This is a genomic window from Winslowiella toletana (genome assembly GCF_032164335.1).
GTDB lineage: Bacteria > Pseudomonadota > Gammaproteobacteria > Enterobacterales > Enterobacteriaceae > Erwinia > Erwinia toletana_A.
The window spans coordinates 1,666,621-1,685,184 of the sequence record NZ_CP134152.1 but is presented as its reverse complement, the minus strand read 5'-3'; the positions used below and the strand labels follow the sequence as shown (position 1 = coordinate 1,685,184).

The window sequence follows — 18,564 nt, the reverse complement described above, 5'->3', positions numbered from 1 at the left end:
TCAGTGTGCTCCTGCGCTACCTTCGCTCTTAATCGGCGAAAGCAGTAAACAAAATGGAATCATAATCAGCGCGACAATTCCCAGCCCCATAAATACATCGATATAAGCCAGAATGCGCGCCTGCGCCACCATCTCCTGATACAGCTGGCCGGTGGCTAACGTTACCGGATCGCCGACTGCGCTGGTGAAGTCGCGGATCGCCTGCGCCCAGCGCTCGACGGTCAGATTAAACGGCTCATTCAGCGGCGTCATAGTGTGTGCCATCGTGGCAGTTCGCACCTGTGAGCGTTCGGTAATTGCCGCCGTCGACAGCGAAATGCCGATTGAGCCGGCGACATTGCGAAACATGGTAAACAGCGCCGCCGCATCAGCATTCAGCCGCTGCGGGATCGAGATAAACGCGATAGTGGTCAGCGGGACAAACAAAAAGCCCAGCCCGATTGACTGCGCGCTGCGCATCATCGCCAGCGTAGTGAAATCCACATCCGGCGTCAGCCGCATCGAGTAGAACATCGACAGGCAGAGCAGAGTGAAGCCGAAGGCGATAATCCAGCGCGTTTGCACCACGGGCATTAGCTTCAACACCAACGGAATGGTCATCACTACCAGGATGGCGCCCGGCGACAGCACCAGCCCGGACCAGGTCGCGGTATAGCCCAAATCCTGCTGCGCCAGCTGCGGCAGAACCACCGAGCTACCGTAGAGAATCATCGCCATTCCCGCCATCAGCAGGCTGGAAACCGCAAAGTTACGATCTTTCAGGCAGCGAATATCCACCACCGGTTTTTTCGCATACATCAGCCAGTAAATCGCGCCAACCAGGCCGATGGCGGTCAGCACCGCAAACAGCTGGATAAAGCCGGAAGAGAACCAGTCGTCATCTTCACCGCGATCCAGCATCACCTGTAAGCAGCCGAGGCCGAGAGTGATCAGACTGATGCCGATATAATCAATCCGCAGCTTACTTTTCGCCCACTTACGCTCCCACGGCGGATCTTCCAGCAGCTGATAAATGGCCAGCACCGTCAGGATGCCGACCGGAATATTGATTAAAAAGACCCAGCGCCAGCTGTAGTTATCGGTGATCCAGCCGCCGAGCGTCGGGCCGACAATCGGCGCCACAATAATCGCAATCGACGACAGGCCAAAAGCTTTACCGCGATCTTCCGGCTTAAAGTAATCAAGCAGTACCGACTGCTGCACCGGCTGTAAACCGCCGCCGAAAAAGCCCTGCAGAATGCGGAACAGGATAATTTGCCACAGTTCAGTGGCGATTCCGCACAGGAATGAACAGACGGTAAACATCACAATGCAGATCATAAAGAACTGTTTACGGCCAAATACCCGGCTGAGAAATGCCGAGAGCGGCAACACAATGCCGTTGGCGACCAGATAGGAGGTGAGAACCCAGGTCGATTCGCTGTAGCTGGACGAGAGCGAGCCGGCCACGTGCGGCAGCGCCACGTTAACAATGGTGGTATCGAGGATTTCCATAAACACCGCCAGCGTGACGGTCATCGCCACCAGCCAGGGATTACTGGTGGGTTTCCAGCTCTGGCTATCACTCATTCCAGCGTGACCTTCGGTTCTACCGACAGGCCGAGCGGCAGCGGTTTGTTCACATCGAGACCTTTATCAATCACGATTTTCACCGGCACGCGCTGCACAATTTTGACAAAGTTTCCGGTGGCATTCTCGGCCGGGAAAGTCGAGAAACGCGATCCTGAACCCATCTGAATACTGTCGATGTGCCCTTCCAGCTTCATATCCGGCCAGGCATCAACGCTGATTTCAACTTTATTGCCCGGACGCATACGCTCCAGCTGCGACTCTTTGAAGTTTGCCGTCACCCACACTTCGGATGAGACCAGCGAGAACATCGAGGTGCCGGCCTGCACCAGGCTGCCCAGTTGCACATTGCGCTTGGTGACAAAGCCATCGTAAGGCGCCCGGACATCGGTGTAAGAGAGATTGAGTTCAGCGGTATCCAGCTGTGCCTGCGCCTGCCCGACCTGCTGCTGACGCGCTTCGACATTGGTCTCCTGCTGACGAATTTGCAGTTGTACCTGCGAGGCAACTTCCACCTGCGCTTTGGCACTCTGTAGCTGCGCCTGAGCAGAGCGCAGCTGAACGCTGGCGCTGTCAATATTGCGCTGGGAGGTCGCGCGTGGGTCAACACCGCGCAAGCGACGATACTCTGCCTGCGCATTGATTAAGCTGGCTTCCGCTTTTGCCTGGTCAGCTAATGCCTGGTCGCGCTGCGCCGGATACTGCACCCGCGATAGCGACAGCTGGGCTTGCGCCTGATGCAGCTGAGCAACAGCCAGACCGAGTTGCGCTTTCGCCTGTTCACGCTGGGCGCGGGCATCGCTTGGGTCGATTTGTACCAGTAAATCACCCTTCTTCACCCTCTGATTATCGCTCACCAACAGCTTCACCACGAAGCCAGCCGCTTTCGGCGCAATGGTCACCGCATTACCTTCGGTAAAGGCATCGTCGGTGGTTTCGATATTGCGGGTAGAAATCCAGTACCACAGCGCCACCAGCACCATCAGCCCCACCACGATCAGCAGAATAACGATCGGCTTTTTGCCGGGGCGCTTACGCGGTTGCTCCTCGCTGTTTTGTGTCTCTGAAGCAGATTGATCGGCGTCATCCTGCTGGCGTGCGTGCTGTTCTGATGAAGATTTATCTGAAGTTGTCATAGTTCTCACAGTTTACCGCAGGCTCAAACCGAACCCTTGAAGACCCAAACTGCTATTAACAATAGGAAGAAAACTGACAAATGCCAGGATTTACTTACAATTCCAGATTAGCCCGAAATCAGGGCGTGTGAATCAGCAAAAATAGCCCCCAGCCCAGCGCCATGGTCCATAACAGCATTGGAATTGAGAACAGATGAAAATTCCACCAGATACGCCGATCTTTCGCCATACGCAGCGCAATCAGATTCGCCAGCGAGCCGGGTAACAGGCCAAAACCGCCAATATTCACCGCCCAGGCAAACAGCGTGCTGGCCGGCAGGGTATTCAGCAACAGAATGGTCGCCGGAACATTACTGATAATTTGTGACAGGCCAATTGCCAGCAGGTAACGACCATCGTCACCCAGCTGGGAAATATGCTGTAAAGGTTCCTGTAATAACGGCAAGCGGGTAAGAAAAAATACGTCAATGAACATGGCGATAAATACCGCCAGTAAACTCCAGTCGATTGACAGCAGTACCCGACGGGCAATACAGAAAAACACCACCAGCACTAACAACAGCGCCCATAGCGCCAGTTGCAGTTCCAGCGCCGCGATAAACACCCCATACATCACGACTGAAATCAGTAACAGGGGTCGCTGCCAGCCGCTGGCCTCATCCTGCGTATGACGCTGTATCGTTTTTTTGCTGAAACTGAACCAGGTTACCAGCAACAGGCTGGCAAGGGTCAACGCCGCCAGCGGCAGCATTTGCAGAATAAAGGCGGCAAAACCGAGCTGGCCGTGGCTCCATAACAGAATATTTTGCGGATTACCGATTGGCGTCAGCAGCGAACCGGCGTTAACCGCCAGCGCTTCGAAGATAATCAGCCGCGAAACCGGCAGGCTGGAAAACTTTCTCAGCGTCAGGGTCAGCGGCACCAGAATAAACAGTGCCACATCATTGGTCAGAAAGGTGGAGAGTAGCGCAGCACCGGCGACCATAAACAGTGCAAGCGTGCGCTCGTGCTGAAAACGGTGGATCAAACGGCGGCCCAACACGTCAAAATAGCCGCTGAGTTCGATACCTTTAGTCAGCATCAGCAAACCGCACAGGGTGATAATGGTGTTCCAGTCGACCGCCGTGAGCAGCTCCGCTGGCCTAAAGGGAGCAAAGCAGGCTAACACGACGCCCAGTACCACTAACAGATGAAGAAAGCGATCGTGCAAAAACGGCCTGAGCAGTGTTGCCATGATGACTCGCAGGTCAGAGTGGTCGGAAGTTAGCCACGGTTCTGGTAAAATTGCTGGAAAATTGCCAGCGTTTCGTCACTGACGTGATGCTCGATACCTTCTGCATCCCGGCGTGCAGTGTCGGGGCTGATACCCAGCGCCAGCAAAAAGGTTTCGACGATATGGTGGCGCTCACGGCTCTCTTCCGCCAGCTTCTCGCCTTCTTCGGTCAAAAATACCCCACGATAAGGCACCTGAACCACCAGCCCGCCCGTCGCCAGACGCTTCAGCATTTTCGCTACTGTTGGCTGGGAAACGCCAAGGCGCGCCGCCATATCCACCTGACGCGCTTCTCCAAATTCGCGGATCAGATCGGAAATTAACTCAACATAGTCATCAATCAGCTCGCGGCGATGCGCCTCACGAACCTGACGAAATCCTTCGACATGTTCTTCGATATCTTTCAGTGGCCCATTAAGACTGGCAACAGCGGGTTTGGCGCGACGACTCATTCAACTTCCTCTTCTTTTTAACCTGCGCTATTAACACCCTTGCAGGTCTGTTGGTGCCACATTGTAAACGAAGCTCAAAGAAGCACAAATTTTCCGACAAATAGCACTGGCTATGGGATATAGCCTGTGCTATACCTGTCTATAAAGCAACCATTGAATATGAGTCAGCACAATGCAAATGAGCAATAAGGTGATGCCAGGTTGGGCGTCACAGGAGGTTACCACCATGAAAGCACCATTATTACTGCGGTTGTTTAGTCGATCGCCATTTACTCTGCGCCTGATGCTGTTAGAGATGCTGACCGCGCCCAAGAAGCCTGACAACCAGGCTTCTTAACCTCTTCCCTCTTCTGCCGTATAAAAACTGTTTCCCGGTTCACAGAAACTTTCTTCGCTACTGGTTGCCTTTGTTGAAAGCGAGGATTATCTTGCTATGCCTTTCGTGAGAGTGCTGGCAAAAACGGCGCGCCAAACCCGTCCCTAATCCCATTCAAAACGAGTCGTTCCAGGCCTGACTACGTCTTCAGACACCCACTGAAGATGCGTTTTTTGCGTCTCAATAAGATAAATAATGAATCTGACTCTGATTAAAACTGCGGCGGTGACCGGTTCCCGTGAGCTGTTCAGCCCGTATATTGGGCTGTATCTGCTGTTCTCACTGTTAATCAATCTGGCGTTCGGCTATCCGCTGAGCCTGCTGTATACCTGCGCGTTCAGCGCGCTGATGATGTTGCTGCACAGCCGTGCGCCGCGCCTGTTGAAAGCACTGATTATCGTCACTACGCTGGTGGCCAGTAGCTATTATCCCTTTGGTCAGACTTACGGCCCGCCCAATTTTAATACTCTGCTGGCGTTACATTCGACCAATGTCGCGGAAGCCAGCGAAATCATGCAGATCTTTCCACCGCAGGATTACGCTATCGCCTGCGCCATTCTGCTGACCGGCTTTATCGCCCTGCGCCGTAAGCCTGCCATGGCACGCCGCTGGTCGCATGCTGATTCAGCCTGCCTGGCATTTGCGGCGGTGGCGTGGCTGACGCAACCGGTGCTGAATAAGCTGGCGGACTATCCTTTCAGCCTCAGCGATGCTGGTTATCCGCTGGTGCGCTTTGTTAAGGACAGCGTGGTCAGCAAAATGTCGGTGGATGATGAGATCGACCGCATGAATCAGCTGACGTCGTTGCAGGACAGCTGGACGGTGACCGGCGTAAAGCCTTCACGTCAGGTGTATGTGATGGTGATTGGTGAAAGCGCGCGGCGTGATGCGCTCGGTGCATTCGGCGGGCGCTGGAATAACACCCCGTTTGCCAGTGAGGCGAAAGGCCAATTTTTTGTTAACTACACCGCGGCGGCTTCCTCAACGCAAAAATCACTGGGGTTAACGCTTAACCGGGTGGTCGACGGCCAACCACTGTATCAGGACAATATCGTTACGCTGGCTAACCGTGCCGGCTTTGACACCTGGTGGTTCTCCAATCAGGGACAAATTGGCAAATTTGACACGCCGATTGCCAGTATTGCGCGTCGTGCCGATCACGTACACTTCCTGAAACAGGGGGATTTCGAAGCAGATAAGTCCACCGACGATGACGATTTGCTGAAACTGACGCCGCAGGCGTTGACACAGCCGGTCGATGCCCCCCGCTTGCTGATTTACCATATTATTGGTTCACACCCCAAGGCCTGCGATCGTACCAGGGGCAAGTTTGCCAGCTTTGTTCACTCCACGGAGACGTCGTGCTATCTGTACAGCATCACCCAGACCGATCGCTTTTTACAGCAGCTACAGCAGCAGTTACATAACAGCGGGCTGAGTTACTCGATGCTTTACTTCTCAGATCACGGCATGGCATTTAAAGAGAAAGGCAGTAAAAACGAGTATCTCGCTCATGATGACAAGTATCAGCAAAACTTCCAGGTGCCGATGTTTATCACTTCAGGTCAGGATACTAAGCGTCAGATCATCAAGGCAGCGCGTTCGGCGAATGATTTTTTACAGCTGTTTTCGCAGTGGACTGGCATCAGCAGCAAACAGATTATTGCCCGCTACCGTTTTGCTTCGAAAGATGCTGCACCACCGGTTTACGTCACTAATTTTGCGCTGAAGAAGGTTAATTATCAGTATCTTGGTCAGGATGCGTTTGCCCGCTGAGGCCGGACTCAGCGATTTTTGCCATAAAAAAATCCGCCACCAGGGCGGATTTTTATCATCAAGCCAGAATATTTCTGGCTGGATTAGCAAACTTAGAAGCGGTAACCTGCACCAACGATCCAGGTACCAACGTCTACACTGCGGATACGGCTCTGCTCGTAACCAACATCCAGTGCAACGTTTTCCATTGGGTTGAACTGCAGACCAGCACCGTAGGAGAAACCGTAGTCGCTGCCATCGCCTTTTTCGCGATCTGGGCCAGTTACGCTAGTTTTACCGTAGCCAACACCAACAACACCGTAGATGCTTGCCCAGTCGTTCAGACGGTAAGCTGGACCTGCAGTCAGGCCGTAGTATTGGGATTTAGCGTACAGGGTATCAACGTTCTGGTTTTTTTCGGTCCAGGTGAAAGAACCGATCCAGCCCAGTGGATCGCTGCCGTTTTCGTAGCGATACTTCAAGTTGAAACCGTTGGCTTTATTAACAACACCCTGGAAGTCGCTCTGTGCGTAACCACCAGTGATGGTGCTCTGCGCCATTGCGGAACCCGCGGATACAGCCAGTACACAAGCCAGTGCTGAAAGACATGCAATTTTTTTCATAACCACCTCAAATGTGAAAGTACTTCTCTCCTGACAACAGTTAAAATATAACAAAAATCAGCAAGAAACTCTGCCTGCAAATTGTTGTCTAACACCAGGTATGGTGTAACAGAAAGTTAATGACATTTTGTATGTTACTATTTTATATACCATTTCAGGTAGTATAACCGGTTTAATTCTCAATTGTAAAAAAAGGTTCATTGGGATAATTCTTAATTAATCCTGACACTTCTTTACTTAAATTGCCGCTTTTGACGCTCGTCGACGACATTTTTTTCGCTGCCAGCGCATTTTTTTCTGCCCAGTCTCCATTACACTGACGTACTTATTAATCTTTAACCTCAGGGTTTCCCAGACAGGTTTGCTGCATGTCCTCTGCACTTTCACCGGCAAAGTCGCCGGTATGGCTACCGATATTGGTTTTAATTATTGCCATGACCTCTATTCAGGGTGGCGCTTCACTGGCTAAAACGCTGTTTCCTCAGGTCGGTGCGCCCGGTATTACCGCATTACGACTTGGGCTGGGCACGATTATTTTATGCCTGGTGTTTAAGCCCTGGCGGTTGCGCTTTAGTCGTGAACAGCGCGTGCCCTTGCTGATTTACGGGCTGGCGCTCGGCGGAATGAACTATCTGTTTTATTTGTCGCTGCGTACCGTGCCGCTGGGTATTGCAGTGGCGCTGGAATTTACCGGACCGTTATTTCTTGCCCTGATCGGTTCACGTCGGCTGCTGGATTTTATCTGGGTGCTGCTGGCGATTGTCGGCCTGTGGTTTTTGCTGCCGCTCGGCCATGATATCTCCAGCGTCGATGCACAGGGTGCCGCGCTGGCGGTAGGTGCCGGCGTCTGCTGGGCGTTATATATTCTTTCCGGTCAGAAGGCTGGGGCGGAACATGGCCCGGCTACGGTGGCGATGGGCTCGGTGATCGCATCAGTGATTTTTGTGCCGCTCGGGCTGAGTTTCGCCGACAGCGGTATCTGGCAACTGTCGCTGATTCCGCTGGCGTTGGCGATAGCGGTGCTGTCGACCGCACTGCCCTATTCACTGGAGATGATCGCCTTAACGCGTTTGCCAGCCAGAACCTTTGGCACCATGATGAGTCTTGAACCGGCAATGGCTGCCTTTTCCGGCATGCTGTTTCTCGGTGAACGACTGACGCTGGTGCAATGGCTGGCGCTGCTGGCAATCATCGCGGCTTCCGCCGGTGCAACGCTCACCATGCGGCCTAAAGAAGTCCAGATTACGTCTATAGAGGATATGCCGCGATCTCAGGATTGAGAATATTCCTCGTTCAGCCTCAGTATGAGGCTGAATAATCAGTCGTTATGCTGATTGTGTTATTTATTTTAAATTTAAAGTTAAATAATCGTTACAGTTACATTCTGTCATTCTTCTGCATTAAATAACGCACTTTGTGGTCTTTTCTCGTCATTTATAAATTAAACCTCAACAAATCAGCAAGATAAAACCGACAACTTAATAATAAATATTATCAATACCATTAGCATTTATATTTTACTGCTGTGGCGGCGGCTTTATTACTCAACGATTACTCAACAGGTGGTCGCTATCTGACTAATAGGCAGCAACTTTCCTGCAGAGTAAAAAACAGGTGCTATACTTATTTCCGTACTATTCAGGACAACCGACATTAAGAGGATATTAATGATGAGTACCGCTAAACTGGTTAAAACAAAATCTTCCGATCTGATTTACACCCGTAATGACGTGGCAGAGAATGACAAAAAAGCCACAATCGAGGTGCTCAATCGTCTGGTTACCGAGCTGATTGACCTGTCCCTGATCACCAAACAGGCTCACTGGAACATGCGTGGCGCTAACTTTATTGGCGTGCATGAAATGCTGGACGGATTCCGCACCGCAATTACCGACCACCAGGATACCATTGCAGAACGTGTCGTTCAGCTGGGCGGCGTGGCGCTGGGTACCACTCAGATTGTTAACGACAGAACGCCACTGAAAAGCTATCCGCTGAACATTCACAGCGTTCAGGATCACCTGAAAGCACTGGCTGACCGTTACGGTGTGGTAGCCAACGATCTGCGTAAAGCGATTGGTGAAGTGGCAGATGAAGACAGTGCCGACATCTTTACTGCGGCATCGCGTGACCTCGACAAATTCCTGTGGTTTATCGAGTCTAATATTGAATAACTGATTTATCCGGCGACGCGTTCGCCGGCTTAATCTGACCCGGAAAGCGGATGACCTCGTCATGCGCTTTTTTTTATTGTGGGGAGAAAAATATGGCAAGCGGATGGGCGTCTGATGATGCTGTTCAGCAGCAAATTGATTCCACCATTGATGACGCGATTCAGCGTGCACGACAGCACCTGCACAATGGCGTCAGCGCCGAGTTTTGTCAGGAGTGTGATGAACCGATTCCTGAAGCACGGCGTATCGCCCTGCCCGGCGTGCAATATTGCGTAACCTGTCAGCAGCAGCATGATGAAAAAAGCAGCGCCGCACTGTACAACCGACGCGGCAGCAAAGACAGTCAGCTGCGCTAAACTTCAATTATTCACCCAGAAGTATGAGCCCGATAACATATTTCTAACTATCCTGTTCATTAATCCCCCTATTTAATGCTCTGATTGCCTGTGTGCTGCTGCACCGTTATGATCAAGGCGCACCAGGACGGTGCCCCATTTTGGTGCGCAGCACGTAAAGCTAAAGAATTCCTGTTTGGCCGATGAATTAAGCCACTGTTTTCAATCATAATGAAAAGTTGGCATAGATTTTTCATATGGCAGCAGGCATCAAAAAGCGGGGCCCCCCCGATTCAATGATAAGGATAAAATGATGAAGTCGATTTTTAAGGTTTCCGTTGCCGCGCTGGCGCTGGCATTTGCTGTTTCTTCCACAGCGGCTGAAAAGAAACTGATTGTCGCTACCGATACCGCCTTCGTTCCGTTTGAGTTTAAACAAGGCGATAAATATGTCGGTTTCGATATCGATTTGTGGGACGCCATCGCGAAACAGCTGAACGTCGAATACACCCTGAAGCCTATGGACTTCAGCGGCATCATCCCTGCCCTGCAAACACGCAATATCGACCTGGCACTGGCGGGCATCACCATCACCGACGAGCGCAAAAAGGCGATTGATTTCTCTGACGGTTACTACAAAAGCGGCCTGCTGGTAATGGTAAGAGAGAACAACAATGAGGTGAAAGGCATTGATGATCTGGACGGTAAAGTGGTGGCGGTGAAGAGCGGCACCGGTTCCGTCGATTACGCGAAACAGAACATCAAAACCAAAGCCCTGCGTCAGTTCCCGAATATCGACAATGCTTATATGGAACTGGGTACCAACCGTGCGGATGCCGTCCTGCACGATACACCAAATATTCTGTACTTCATCAATACCGCCGGTAAAGGCAAGTTCAAAGCGGTAGGAGATTCGATTGAAGCACAGCAGTACGGTATTGCTTTCCCGAAAGGCAGCGACGAACTGCGTGAGAAGGTTAACGGCGCGCTGAAAACCCTGCGCGATAACGGCACTTATAATACTATCTATAAAAAATGGTTCGGCAGCGAACCAAAATAATATAATCGGTTAGCGTCCGGCAACTTAACGTGCGGCAACAACGCCGCTCGTTAAATTGCATGCAAAATATTAATCTGCCGGGCATTTATGCCGCTATTAAGTTTTGCCGCGCCATTTACGTCAGTGACGGCATTGCGTCTCTGCGTTTTTCCATTCAACAAAAATTGTTTTAGTTCGGGAGAAAGCATCATGCAGTTCGACTGGAGCGCCATCTGGCCTGCTCTTCCTATCCTGCTTGAAGGCGCCAAAATGACCTTGTGGATCTCGGTCCTCGGTCTGGTTGGCGGCCTGATTATCGGCCTGATTGCCGGATTTGCCCGCGCCTATGGCGGCTGGTTTTCCCGTAATATCGCGCTGGTATTTATTGAATTGATTCGCGGTACGCCAATTGTAGTGCAGGTGATGTTTATTTACTTCGCCCTGCCGATGGCATTTACCGATTTGCGTATCGATCCCTTTAGCGCCGCAGTGGTCACCATCATGATCAACTCTGGGGCCTATATCGCTGAAATCACCCGTGGTGCGGTACTGTCAATCCATAATGGCTTCCGCGAAGCCGGACTGGCACTTGGCCTGTCGCGTCGTGAAACGCTGCGTTATGTCATTATGCCGCTGGCGCTGCGTCGTATGCTGCCGCCATTAGGCAACCAGTGGATTGTCAGCATCAAAGATACCTCACTGTTTATCGTTATCGGTGTCGCTGAACTGACGCGTCAGGGGCAGGAAATTATTGCGGGTAACTTCCGTGCGCTGGAGATCTGGAGCGCGGTCGCGGTTATCTATCTGTTTATTACTCTGGCACTCAGTTTCGTTCTGCGTCGCATTGAAAAAAGGATGAAAATCCTGTGATTGAATTTAAAAATGTCTCCAAGCACTTTGGTCAGACTCAGGTTCTGCACAACATCGATCTGAAGATCAATCAGGGTGAAGTCGTGGTGATTATCGGCCCAAGCGGCTCCGGTAAATCTACCCTGCTGCGCTGCATCAACAAACTGGAAGAGATCACCAGCGGTGAGCTGATTGTTGATGGTCTGAAAGTGAACGATCCAAAAGTCGATGAGCGCCTGATTCGTCAGGAAGCCGGAATGGTGTTCCAGCAGTTCCATCTGTTCCCGCAGATGTCAGCGCTGGATAATGTGGCTTTCGGTCCGATTCGCGTCCGTGGTATGAAGAAAGATGCGGCACACAAACTGGCGAAGGAGCTGTTAAGCAAGGTCGGCCTTGCCGAGCGTGCTCACCATTTCCCTTCCGAGCTGTCCGGCGGCCAGCAGCAGCGTGTGGCCATCGCCCGCGCGCTGGCGGTGAAGCCGAAAATGATGCTGTTTGATGAGCCAACTTCAGCGCTTGATCCGGAGTTGCGCCACGAAGTCCTGAAAGTGATGCAGGATCTGGCTGAAGAAGGGATGACGATGGTTATTGTCACCCATGAGGTCGGGTTCGCACAGAAAGTGGCATCGCGACTGATCTTTATCGACAAAGGCCGCATTGCGGAAGATGGTGACCCGGATACCCTGATCACCAACCCGCCAAGCGCGCGCCTGCGCGAGTTCTTACAGCACGTATCCTGATATTCCGGGCGGCAGCAATGTCGCCCTGCTTCTGTCTGGGCTTACTCCCAAAACCTCCGCCTTTACCTTTCGCCATCCTCAGCTCCGCTATACTTGCTGGTCAACGCTCTTATTGCGCCGTTACAGGAGAATACGATGTTGGCTGTGGTTCAATCGCGACAAACCCTCTGCCAGTGGTTGCTGATTTGCATGCTGCTGTGCGGTTATTCTGGTTCAGCTCTGGCGGTTACCCTGCCTGCCGCCGTGGTTGCCGCCCAGCAATCGCAATCCGCCACCAACAACACGGCAGAGGAGCCAGGCGCTGAGGATAAAAAAGCCGCGTACGCCGCACTGGCTAATATTCTGCAAAACGATCAGACGCGTCAGGAATTGATTGAACAGCTGCGCAATGCCGCCGCCACCCCGGCAGAACACAGTGAACCGGTTCTGACACCGCCCGACACAGAACCGGAAGAGAAGACCGTACTGCAAGGGCTGAGTGACGTCAGCCGCCACTACGGTGGCGCATTCGCCACGCAGTTTACCGAACTGCATCACAATATCGTCTCCGCCCCGCACCGCGCCTTTAATCAACAGACCTTTTTTAACGCCGTCAGCCACTTTCTGATGCTGGCGGTGGCGCTGTTTGCCTTTTACTGGCTGATTTGCTGGCTGGCGCGGCCACTGTATCGCCGCATGGGAAAGTGGGGACGCCTCAAGAACCGCGATCGTTCCAACTGGTTACATCTGCCTGCGATGATTTTTGCGGCGTTTATCATTGACTTAGCGCTGCTGGCGCTGGCGCTGTTTACCGGCCAGATCATGAGCGACTACCTGAATGACGGCAACCGCACCATCGCCCGTCAGCAAGGGCTGTTTCTGAATGCCTTTGCGCTGATCGAATTCTTTAAGGCGATATTACGGCTGATCTTCTGCCCACGTATTGCCGATTTGCGCCCGTTCCGCATTGCCGATAACCGCGCCCGCTACTGGAATACTCGCCTTAGCTGGTTAAGCGGGCTGATTGGCTACGGCTTACTGGTTATCGTGCCGATTGTCAGTAATCAGATAAATGTGCAGATTGGAGCGCTGGTTAACGTGGTGGTGATGAGCCTGATCACCCTGTGGGCACAGTACCTGATTTTTCATAATCGCCGTAATATTCAGTATGAACTGACGGCGCTGGCCGATCGTTCAATGCGCTTTTTCGCGCTGTTTATTCGCGCGTTTGCACTGGTCTGGCACTGGCTGGCGAGCGCCTATTTTATCGTGCTGTTTTTCCTCTCAATGTTTAATCCGGGGGACAGCCTGAAGTTTATGATGTCGGCGTCGGTGCGCAGCCTGGCGATTATCGGCATCGGCGCGCTGATTTCCGGCATTCTGTCGCGCTGGATTGCCAAAAGCATCACGCTGTCACCCGAACTGCAACGCGAGTATCCGGAATTGCAGAAACGAGTTAATGCGTGGTGCTCAACGCTGCTGAAGCTGGCGCGTATTCTGACAGTATTTGCCGTCGGATTACTGCTGCTTAATGCGTGGCATCTGTTCGACCTGTGGCACTGGCTGACGGTGGGTGCCGGTGAAAAAACGGTGGACATTATCATCCGCGTACTGGTGATTCTGCTGTTCTCAGCGGTAGGCTGGACGCTGTTAGCCAGCCTGATAGAAAGCCGTCTCGCCTCCGACTCACATGGTCGCCCTATGCCCGGTGCGCGAACCCGCACCCTACTGACGCTGTTTCGTAATGCGCTGGCGGTCGTGATCAGCACCATTACCATTATGATTTTACTGTCGGAAATTGGCGTGAATATTGCGCCTCTGTTGGCCGGAGCCGGGGCACTTGGTCTGGCGGTATCGTTCGGCTCGCAAACGCTGGTGAAGGATATTATTACCGGGGTATTTATTCAGTTTGAAAATGGCATGAATACCGGCGATCTGGTGACTATCGGACCGATTACCGGCAGCGTCGAACGCATGTCAATTCGCTCCGTTGGCGTGCGCCAGGATACCGGTGCATATCATATTATTCCGTGGTCATCGATCACCACTTTCGCCAACTTTGTCCGCGGTATCGGCTCATTTGTCGCCAATTATGATGTAGATCGCAACGAAGAGAGTGAGAAAGTCAATGCCACCCTACAACAGGCGGTGCAAGAGCTGATGGAGAACAAAGAGATCCGTGGCATGGTGATTGGCGAACCGGCGTTCGCCGGGCTGGTCGGGCTGACCAATCAGTCGTTTACCGTACGCGTGTCCTTTACCACTCAGCCGCTGAAGCAGTGGACGGTACGCTTTGCACTGGATGATATGGTGAAAAAGCATTTCGATGCGGCCGGGATTAAAGCGCCGCGCCAGACGGTGCAGGTGCTGCAAACCGGTAATGATGTGCAGGGAGCGGCGGGCGCTCAGGCATTAGCCGCTCCCGAATAAGGGTTACTTGCTGAGCATGCGGCTACGGGCCGGTTTATCGAAAAAGCTCCAGGCGATAAACCGGCTCTGCTTCTGCCCCTGCGCCATATCGATAATCCGGACCTGCACCGCTTCAACATCTTCCAGCGCCCGACGTAAATCAGGCAGGTTCTCTTTTCGCGACACCAGAGAGGTAAACCACACGCACTGGCGGGAAAAGTCGACGCTTTCGTTAATCATACGAGTGATAAAGGCTTTTTCGCCCCCCTCACACCACAGCTCATCCTGCTGACCACCGAAATTCAGCGGCGCGTTGCGGTCCAGCCCCAGATTACGCAGTTTCCGCTGGCTGCCCTGACGCGCATCGCTGGCTGAAGCGTGGAACGGTGGGTTACATATCGTGGCGTGGAAAATCTCATTTTTATGAATAATGCCGCGAAAAATAGCATCAGCATCCTTCTGGCGACGCAGGCGAATGCCACGATTCAGCCCCGGATTGGCATCGATAATCGCGTTGGCGGCTTTCATGGCCTGCTCGTTGACTTCGGTTCCGGTGAAACGCCAGTCATATTCGCGATAGCCAATCAGCGGATAAATGCAGTTGGCACCACAACCGATATCCAGCAGATTGAGATTACGCGGCACCACCTGCTGATGATCTTCCGCCAGTAAGTCGGCGAGATGATGCAGATAGTCCGCTCGTCCCGGCACTGGCGGACAGAGAAAACCGTCAGGAATGGACCAGTGTTCTATCTGATAAAAGTGATGCAGCAGCGCCTGGTTCAGCACTTTCACCGCATTGGGGTCGGAAAAGTCGACCGACTCATCGCCATACTGATTGACCTGAACCAACGGTTCCAGCGCCGGGTGGCACTGTTTCAGTGCAGCAAAGTCGTAGCGTCCACGGTGACGGTTACGCGGGTGAAGAACGTTTTTTTCGGCAGGCTTTTTCATCGGCATCTCTCAAAGGTTACCCAACGTCGCTGGAGTCGCGGCAAGTGCAACCCTGCGTTTAAACAGACGTTGCAGCCACTTCAGATACCAGGGGTATAGTGGGCGCGTAAGATACTCGCTTTGCAAAAAAGCGTAAACCATTGCCGTGTTTTTTTCTCTGCACCAGACGCGTTAAGATAAGCAAAACATGACAACAACAGGTAACGCTATGTCCCGTCAACGCCACTCGTATCAACCCCGTCTCGGCCACGGGCTGCCACACGATCCGCTGAATGCGATTATCGGACCACGTCCAATTGGCTGGATCAGCTCCGCTAATACTGACGGTCAGCGCAATCTGGCACCCTACAGTTTCTTTAACTGTTTTAATTACCATCCACCGATTATTGGTTTTGCCAGCAGCGGCTGGAAAGACAGCGTAAAAAATATTAGTGAAACCGGTGAATTTGTCTGGAATCTGGCGACACGGCCACTGGCGGTGGCAATGAATGAAAGCTCCGCCTCACTGCCGCAGGGGGAAGATGAGTTTGCTTTCTCCGGCCTGACGCCGGTGGCGGCCACGCAGGTTAATGTCAGCATGGTGGCAGAGAGCCCGGTCAACTTTGAATGCAAGCTGACGCAGTGTATTCAGCTGCAGGCTGCCGACGGTGAAAAGCTGCCGAGCTGGTTGGTTTTAGGCGAAGTGGTGGCGATCCATATCGACAGCGATCTGCTGGAAAACGGCATCTATCAGACCGCCAGAGCGCAGCCGATCCTGCGCGCTGGTGGCCCATCGGCCTATTACGCCATCAGCGAAGATCAGCGCTTTGATCTGGTCAGGCCGGATGCCCGCCCACGCTAATCAGCAGCAATCGCCCCCTGCTCAAGCAGAGTCATAATCAGCTGCTGCAACAGCGGCTGTAATGCTGCCGCTCGCTCACCGCGCCAGGCGAACGGCGGCTGTTCATCCATATAGTTACACTGCGCCAACTCCAGCTGTACCGCAAACTGCTGCTGTTCGGGTTTGCCATATGCGCGGGTGATATAGCCACCTTTAAAGCGCCCGTTGTCTACCCAGCTGAAGCGCGACTGGGCGGAAAAACAGTGAATCAGCGCCGCATCAATCGCCGGGGTGCTGCTGTTACCGTTGTTGGTGCCCAAATTCAGGTCCGGTAACCGACCGTCAAACAGTCGCGGGATCACCGAAGCTATCGAGTGGGCATCGAAGAGCAGCGCGTAGCCATGCTGCTGCTTAAGCCGCGCCAGCTCCTGCTGAAGTTTGTCGTGGTACGGTTGCCAGAGGGTGGCTAAATAGTCTCGGCGCTGATCCGCAGTGGGGGTCATGCCCGGCTTAAAGATTGGCGTACCGTCAAACAGCGTTTCGGGATACAGCCCGGTAGTGGCAGTAGCATACAGCGGCCGATCGTCAGCCGGTCGATTCAGATCGATAACAAAGCGCGAATAGTTGCCTGTCAGCACGCTGGCACCCAGCGGCTGAACAAAATCATACAGCTGCGCCAGATGCCAGTCGGTATCAGGTAAACCCCTGGCGGCGTCGCTCAGGCCCGCTTTCACTTCCGGCGTCAGTGCGGTACCGGCATGAGGAATACTGATCAGCAGCGGCAGCGTCCCGGCTGAGAACTGAAAGGCTTTCATTGCGCTTCTCCTCGATAAATAACCTGACAAGGCAACTGACCACCGAGCCAGTAAACCAGTTCTGCCGGACGCGTCAGCGGCCAGTGAACGAAATTAGCGACTTTACCGCACTCCAGCGATCCGTGGGTTTTCTCCAGTCCCAGCGCTTTGGCGCCATGCAGCGTGACGCCCGCCAGCGCCTCTTCCGGGGTCAGGCGAAACAGGGTGCAGGCCATATTCAGCATCAGACGCAGCGACAGCGCCGGAGAAGTACCAGGATTCGCATCGCTGGCCAGCGCCATCGGCACCTGATACTGGCGGAACAGCGCAACCGGCGGTAATTGAGTCTCACGCAACAGATAAAACGCGCCGGGGAGTAGCACCGCGACCGTGCCATGTTGCGCCATTGCCTGCACGTCGCTTTCGCTGGCGTACTCCAGATGATCGGCTGAAAGCGCATTAAATCGTGCCGCCAGCGCGCTGCCGCCAAGTGAAGAGAGCTGCTCAGCGTGCAATTTAACCGGTAAACCGAGCTGCTGCGCCCGCTCAAATACCCGGCTTACCTGCGCCGGAGAAAAAGCCAGATGTTCACAAAATGCATCCACCGCATTAGCCAGCCGTTCGGCTCTGATTTTCGGCAGCAGACGCTGACAGATAATCTCAATCCAGCCATCCGGGTGATGTTCAAATTCAGGTGGAATCGCGTGTGCCGCCAGGCAAGTTGCCAGTACATCAACCGGAAGCTGCTGCGCCAGCTGGCGAATCGCCTGCAACATGCGTATTTCACTGGCTTCATCGAGGCCGTAACCGGATTTTATCTCCAGCGTCGTAACGCCTTCAGCCAGTAAGCGTTCGATTCGCCAGCGAGCGCTGCTGACCAGTTGCCCGAGGGTCGCTTCGCGCGTAGCGCGCACCGTCGCCAGAATGCCACCGCCCTGCGCGGCAATCTCCGCATAGCTGACGCCATTTAACCGCTGCTCAAACTCATGGCTGCGGTCACCACCAAACACCAGGTGAGTATGGCAGTCGACCAGGCCAGGCGTAATTATGCCCCCGGCAAAATCGGTGCGCTGCGTGGCGGCGATCTTCGTCGACTGCGCGCGCGTACCGATCCAGACAATCACGCCATCGCGCACCGCAATCGCGCCATCGCTAATGATGTTGTACCGCCCGTTGCGCATAGTGACCACATCCGCGCCGAACCACACACTGTCACAGCGTATTTCGTCCGCCATTTGCTCTCCCACATCCTGCGATTGATTTACAGAAACTGCTAAAGTATGTATA

17 protein-coding genes are annotated in these 18,564 nt (G+C 53.2%); 9 read left to right on the top strand and 8 right to left on the bottom strand.

The features are described from left to right. The 4 genes from RIN69_RS07945 to mntR all read right to left on the bottom strand — a co-directional run bounded on the left by RIN69_RS07945 (position 1) and on the right by mntR (position 4,430). Positions 1–1,569: a DHA2 family efflux MFS transporter permease subunit gene (locus RIN69_RS07945; RefSeq protein ID WP_313856671.1), complete on the bottom strand. Its 1,569-nt coding sequence runs from the start codon at positions 1,567–1,569 to the stop codon at positions 1–3. Continuing rightward, on the bottom strand, positions 1,566–2,705 hold the full coding sequence (locus RIN69_RS07940) for an HlyD family secretion protein (RefSeq protein ID WP_313856670.1): 1,140 nt from the start codon (positions 2,703–2,705) through the stop codon (positions 1,566–1,568). The genes RIN69_RS07945 and RIN69_RS07940 overlap by 4 nt, the downstream gene beginning before the upstream one ends. A 118-nt stretch (positions 2,706–2,823) precedes the next feature. Then, on the bottom strand, positions 2,824–3,939 hold the full coding sequence (locus RIN69_RS07935; protein WP_313856669.1) for an SLC13 family permease: 1,116 nt from the start codon (positions 3,937–3,939) through the stop codon (positions 2,824–2,826). 29 nt (positions 3,940–3,968) lie between these two features. After that, complete coding sequence (mntR, locus tag RIN69_RS07930) at positions 3,969–4,430, bottom strand: manganese-binding transcriptional regulator MntR (RefSeq protein WP_313856667.1); 462 nt, start codon at positions 4,428–4,430, stop codon at positions 3,969–3,971. A gap of 571 nt (positions 4,431–5,001) precedes the next feature. On the opposite strand from mntR, the gene RIN69_RS07925 reads away from it, so the two are divergent. After that, a complete protein-coding gene (locus RIN69_RS07925) occupies positions 5,002–6,582 on the top strand; it encodes a phosphoethanolamine transferase (RefSeq protein ID WP_313856665.1) in 1,581 nt (526 codons plus the stop codon). 92 nt (positions 6,583–6,674) lie between these two features. Here the strand turns inward: RIN69_RS07925 and ompX are convergent, their stop codons facing one another. Then, positions 6,675–7,184 carry an outer membrane protein OmpX gene (ompX, locus tag RIN69_RS07920; RefSeq protein WP_313856664.1) on the bottom strand — a complete coding sequence of 170 codons (510 nt, stop codon included), beginning with the start codon at positions 7,182–7,184 and terminating at the stop codon, positions 6,675–6,677. A 368-nt stretch (positions 7,185–7,552) separates the two neighbouring features. Between ompX and rhtA the strand changes: the two genes are divergently transcribed. The 7 genes from rhtA to ybiO all read left to right on the top strand — a co-directional run bounded on the left by rhtA (position 7,553) and on the right by ybiO (position 14,730). Continuing rightward, positions 7,553–8,464 carry a threonine/homoserine exporter RhtA gene (rhtA, locus tag RIN69_RS07915; protein ID WP_313856663.1) on the top strand — a complete coding sequence of 304 codons (912 nt, stop codon included), beginning with the start codon at positions 7,553–7,555 and terminating at the stop codon, positions 8,462–8,464. 390 nt (positions 8,465–8,854) lie between these two features. After that, on the top strand, positions 8,855–9,358 hold the full coding sequence (dps, locus tag RIN69_RS07910; protein WP_313857649.1) for a DNA starvation/stationary phase protection protein Dps: 504 nt from the start codon (positions 8,855–8,857) through the stop codon (positions 9,356–9,358). Positions 9,359–9,450: 92 nt separating this feature from the next. After that, the gene (locus RIN69_RS07905) at positions 9,451–9,714 is read left to right on the top strand and encodes a DksA/TraR family C4-type zinc finger protein (RefSeq protein ID WP_313856662.1); all 264 of its coding nucleotides are present in this window, start codon (positions 9,451–9,453) and stop codon (positions 9,712–9,714) included. 292 nt (positions 9,715–10,006) lie between these two features. Next, positions 10,007–10,753: a glutamine ABC transporter substrate-binding protein GlnH gene (gene glnH / locus RIN69_RS07900; protein WP_313857647.1), complete on the top strand. Its 747-nt coding sequence runs from the start codon at positions 10,007–10,009 to the stop codon at positions 10,751–10,753. A gap of 189 nt (positions 10,754–10,942) precedes the next feature. Beyond that, positions 10,943–11,602: a glutamine ABC transporter permease GlnP gene (gene glnP / locus RIN69_RS07895; RefSeq protein ID WP_313856661.1), complete on the top strand. Its 660-nt coding sequence runs from the start codon at positions 10,943–10,945 to the stop codon at positions 11,600–11,602. Next, the gene (gene glnQ, locus RIN69_RS07890) at positions 11,599–12,321 is read left to right on the top strand and encodes a glutamine ABC transporter ATP-binding protein GlnQ (protein WP_313856659.1); all 723 of its coding nucleotides are present in this window, start codon (positions 11,599–11,601) and stop codon (positions 12,319–12,321) included. Before glnP ends, glnQ begins: the two co-directional genes overlap by 4 nt. Before the next feature lie 135 nt (positions 12,322–12,456). Continuing rightward, on the top strand, positions 12,457–14,730 hold the full coding sequence (gene ybiO / locus RIN69_RS07885; RefSeq protein WP_390902502.1) for a mechanosensitive channel protein: 2,274 nt from the start codon (positions 12,457–12,459) through the stop codon (positions 14,728–14,730). 3 nt (positions 14,731–14,733) lie between these two features. On the opposite strand, the gene rlmF is transcribed toward ybiO, so the two are convergent. After that, the gene (gene rlmF, locus RIN69_RS07880; protein WP_313856657.1) at positions 14,734–15,663 is read right to left on the bottom strand and encodes a 23S rRNA (adenine(1618)-N(6))-methyltransferase RlmF; all 930 of its coding nucleotides are present in this window, start codon (positions 15,661–15,663) and stop codon (positions 14,734–14,736) included. A 208-nt stretch (positions 15,664–15,871) separates the two neighbouring features. On the opposite strand from rlmF, the gene RIN69_RS07875 reads away from it, so the two are divergent. After that, entirely contained in the window at positions 15,872–16,504 is a 633-nt protein-coding gene (locus tag RIN69_RS07875) for a flavin reductase family protein (protein ID WP_313856654.1), read from the top strand. On the opposite strand, the gene hutG is transcribed toward RIN69_RS07875, so the two are convergent. Both hutG and hutI read right to left on the bottom strand, forming a co-directional pair. Further along, positions 16,501–17,298, bottom strand: a complete 798-nt coding sequence (gene hutG / locus RIN69_RS07870; RefSeq protein ID WP_313856651.1) for an N-formylglutamate deformylase — start codon at positions 17,296–17,298, stop codon at positions 16,501–16,503. The genes RIN69_RS07875 and hutG overlap by 4 nt on opposite strands. Further along, positions 17,295–18,512, bottom strand: a complete 1,218-nt coding sequence (gene hutI / locus RIN69_RS07865) for an imidazolonepropionase (RefSeq protein WP_313856649.1) — start codon at positions 18,510–18,512, stop codon at positions 17,295–17,297. Before hutI ends, hutG begins: the two co-directional genes overlap by 4 nt. Between the last annotated feature and the right edge of the window lie 52 nt (positions 18,513–18,564).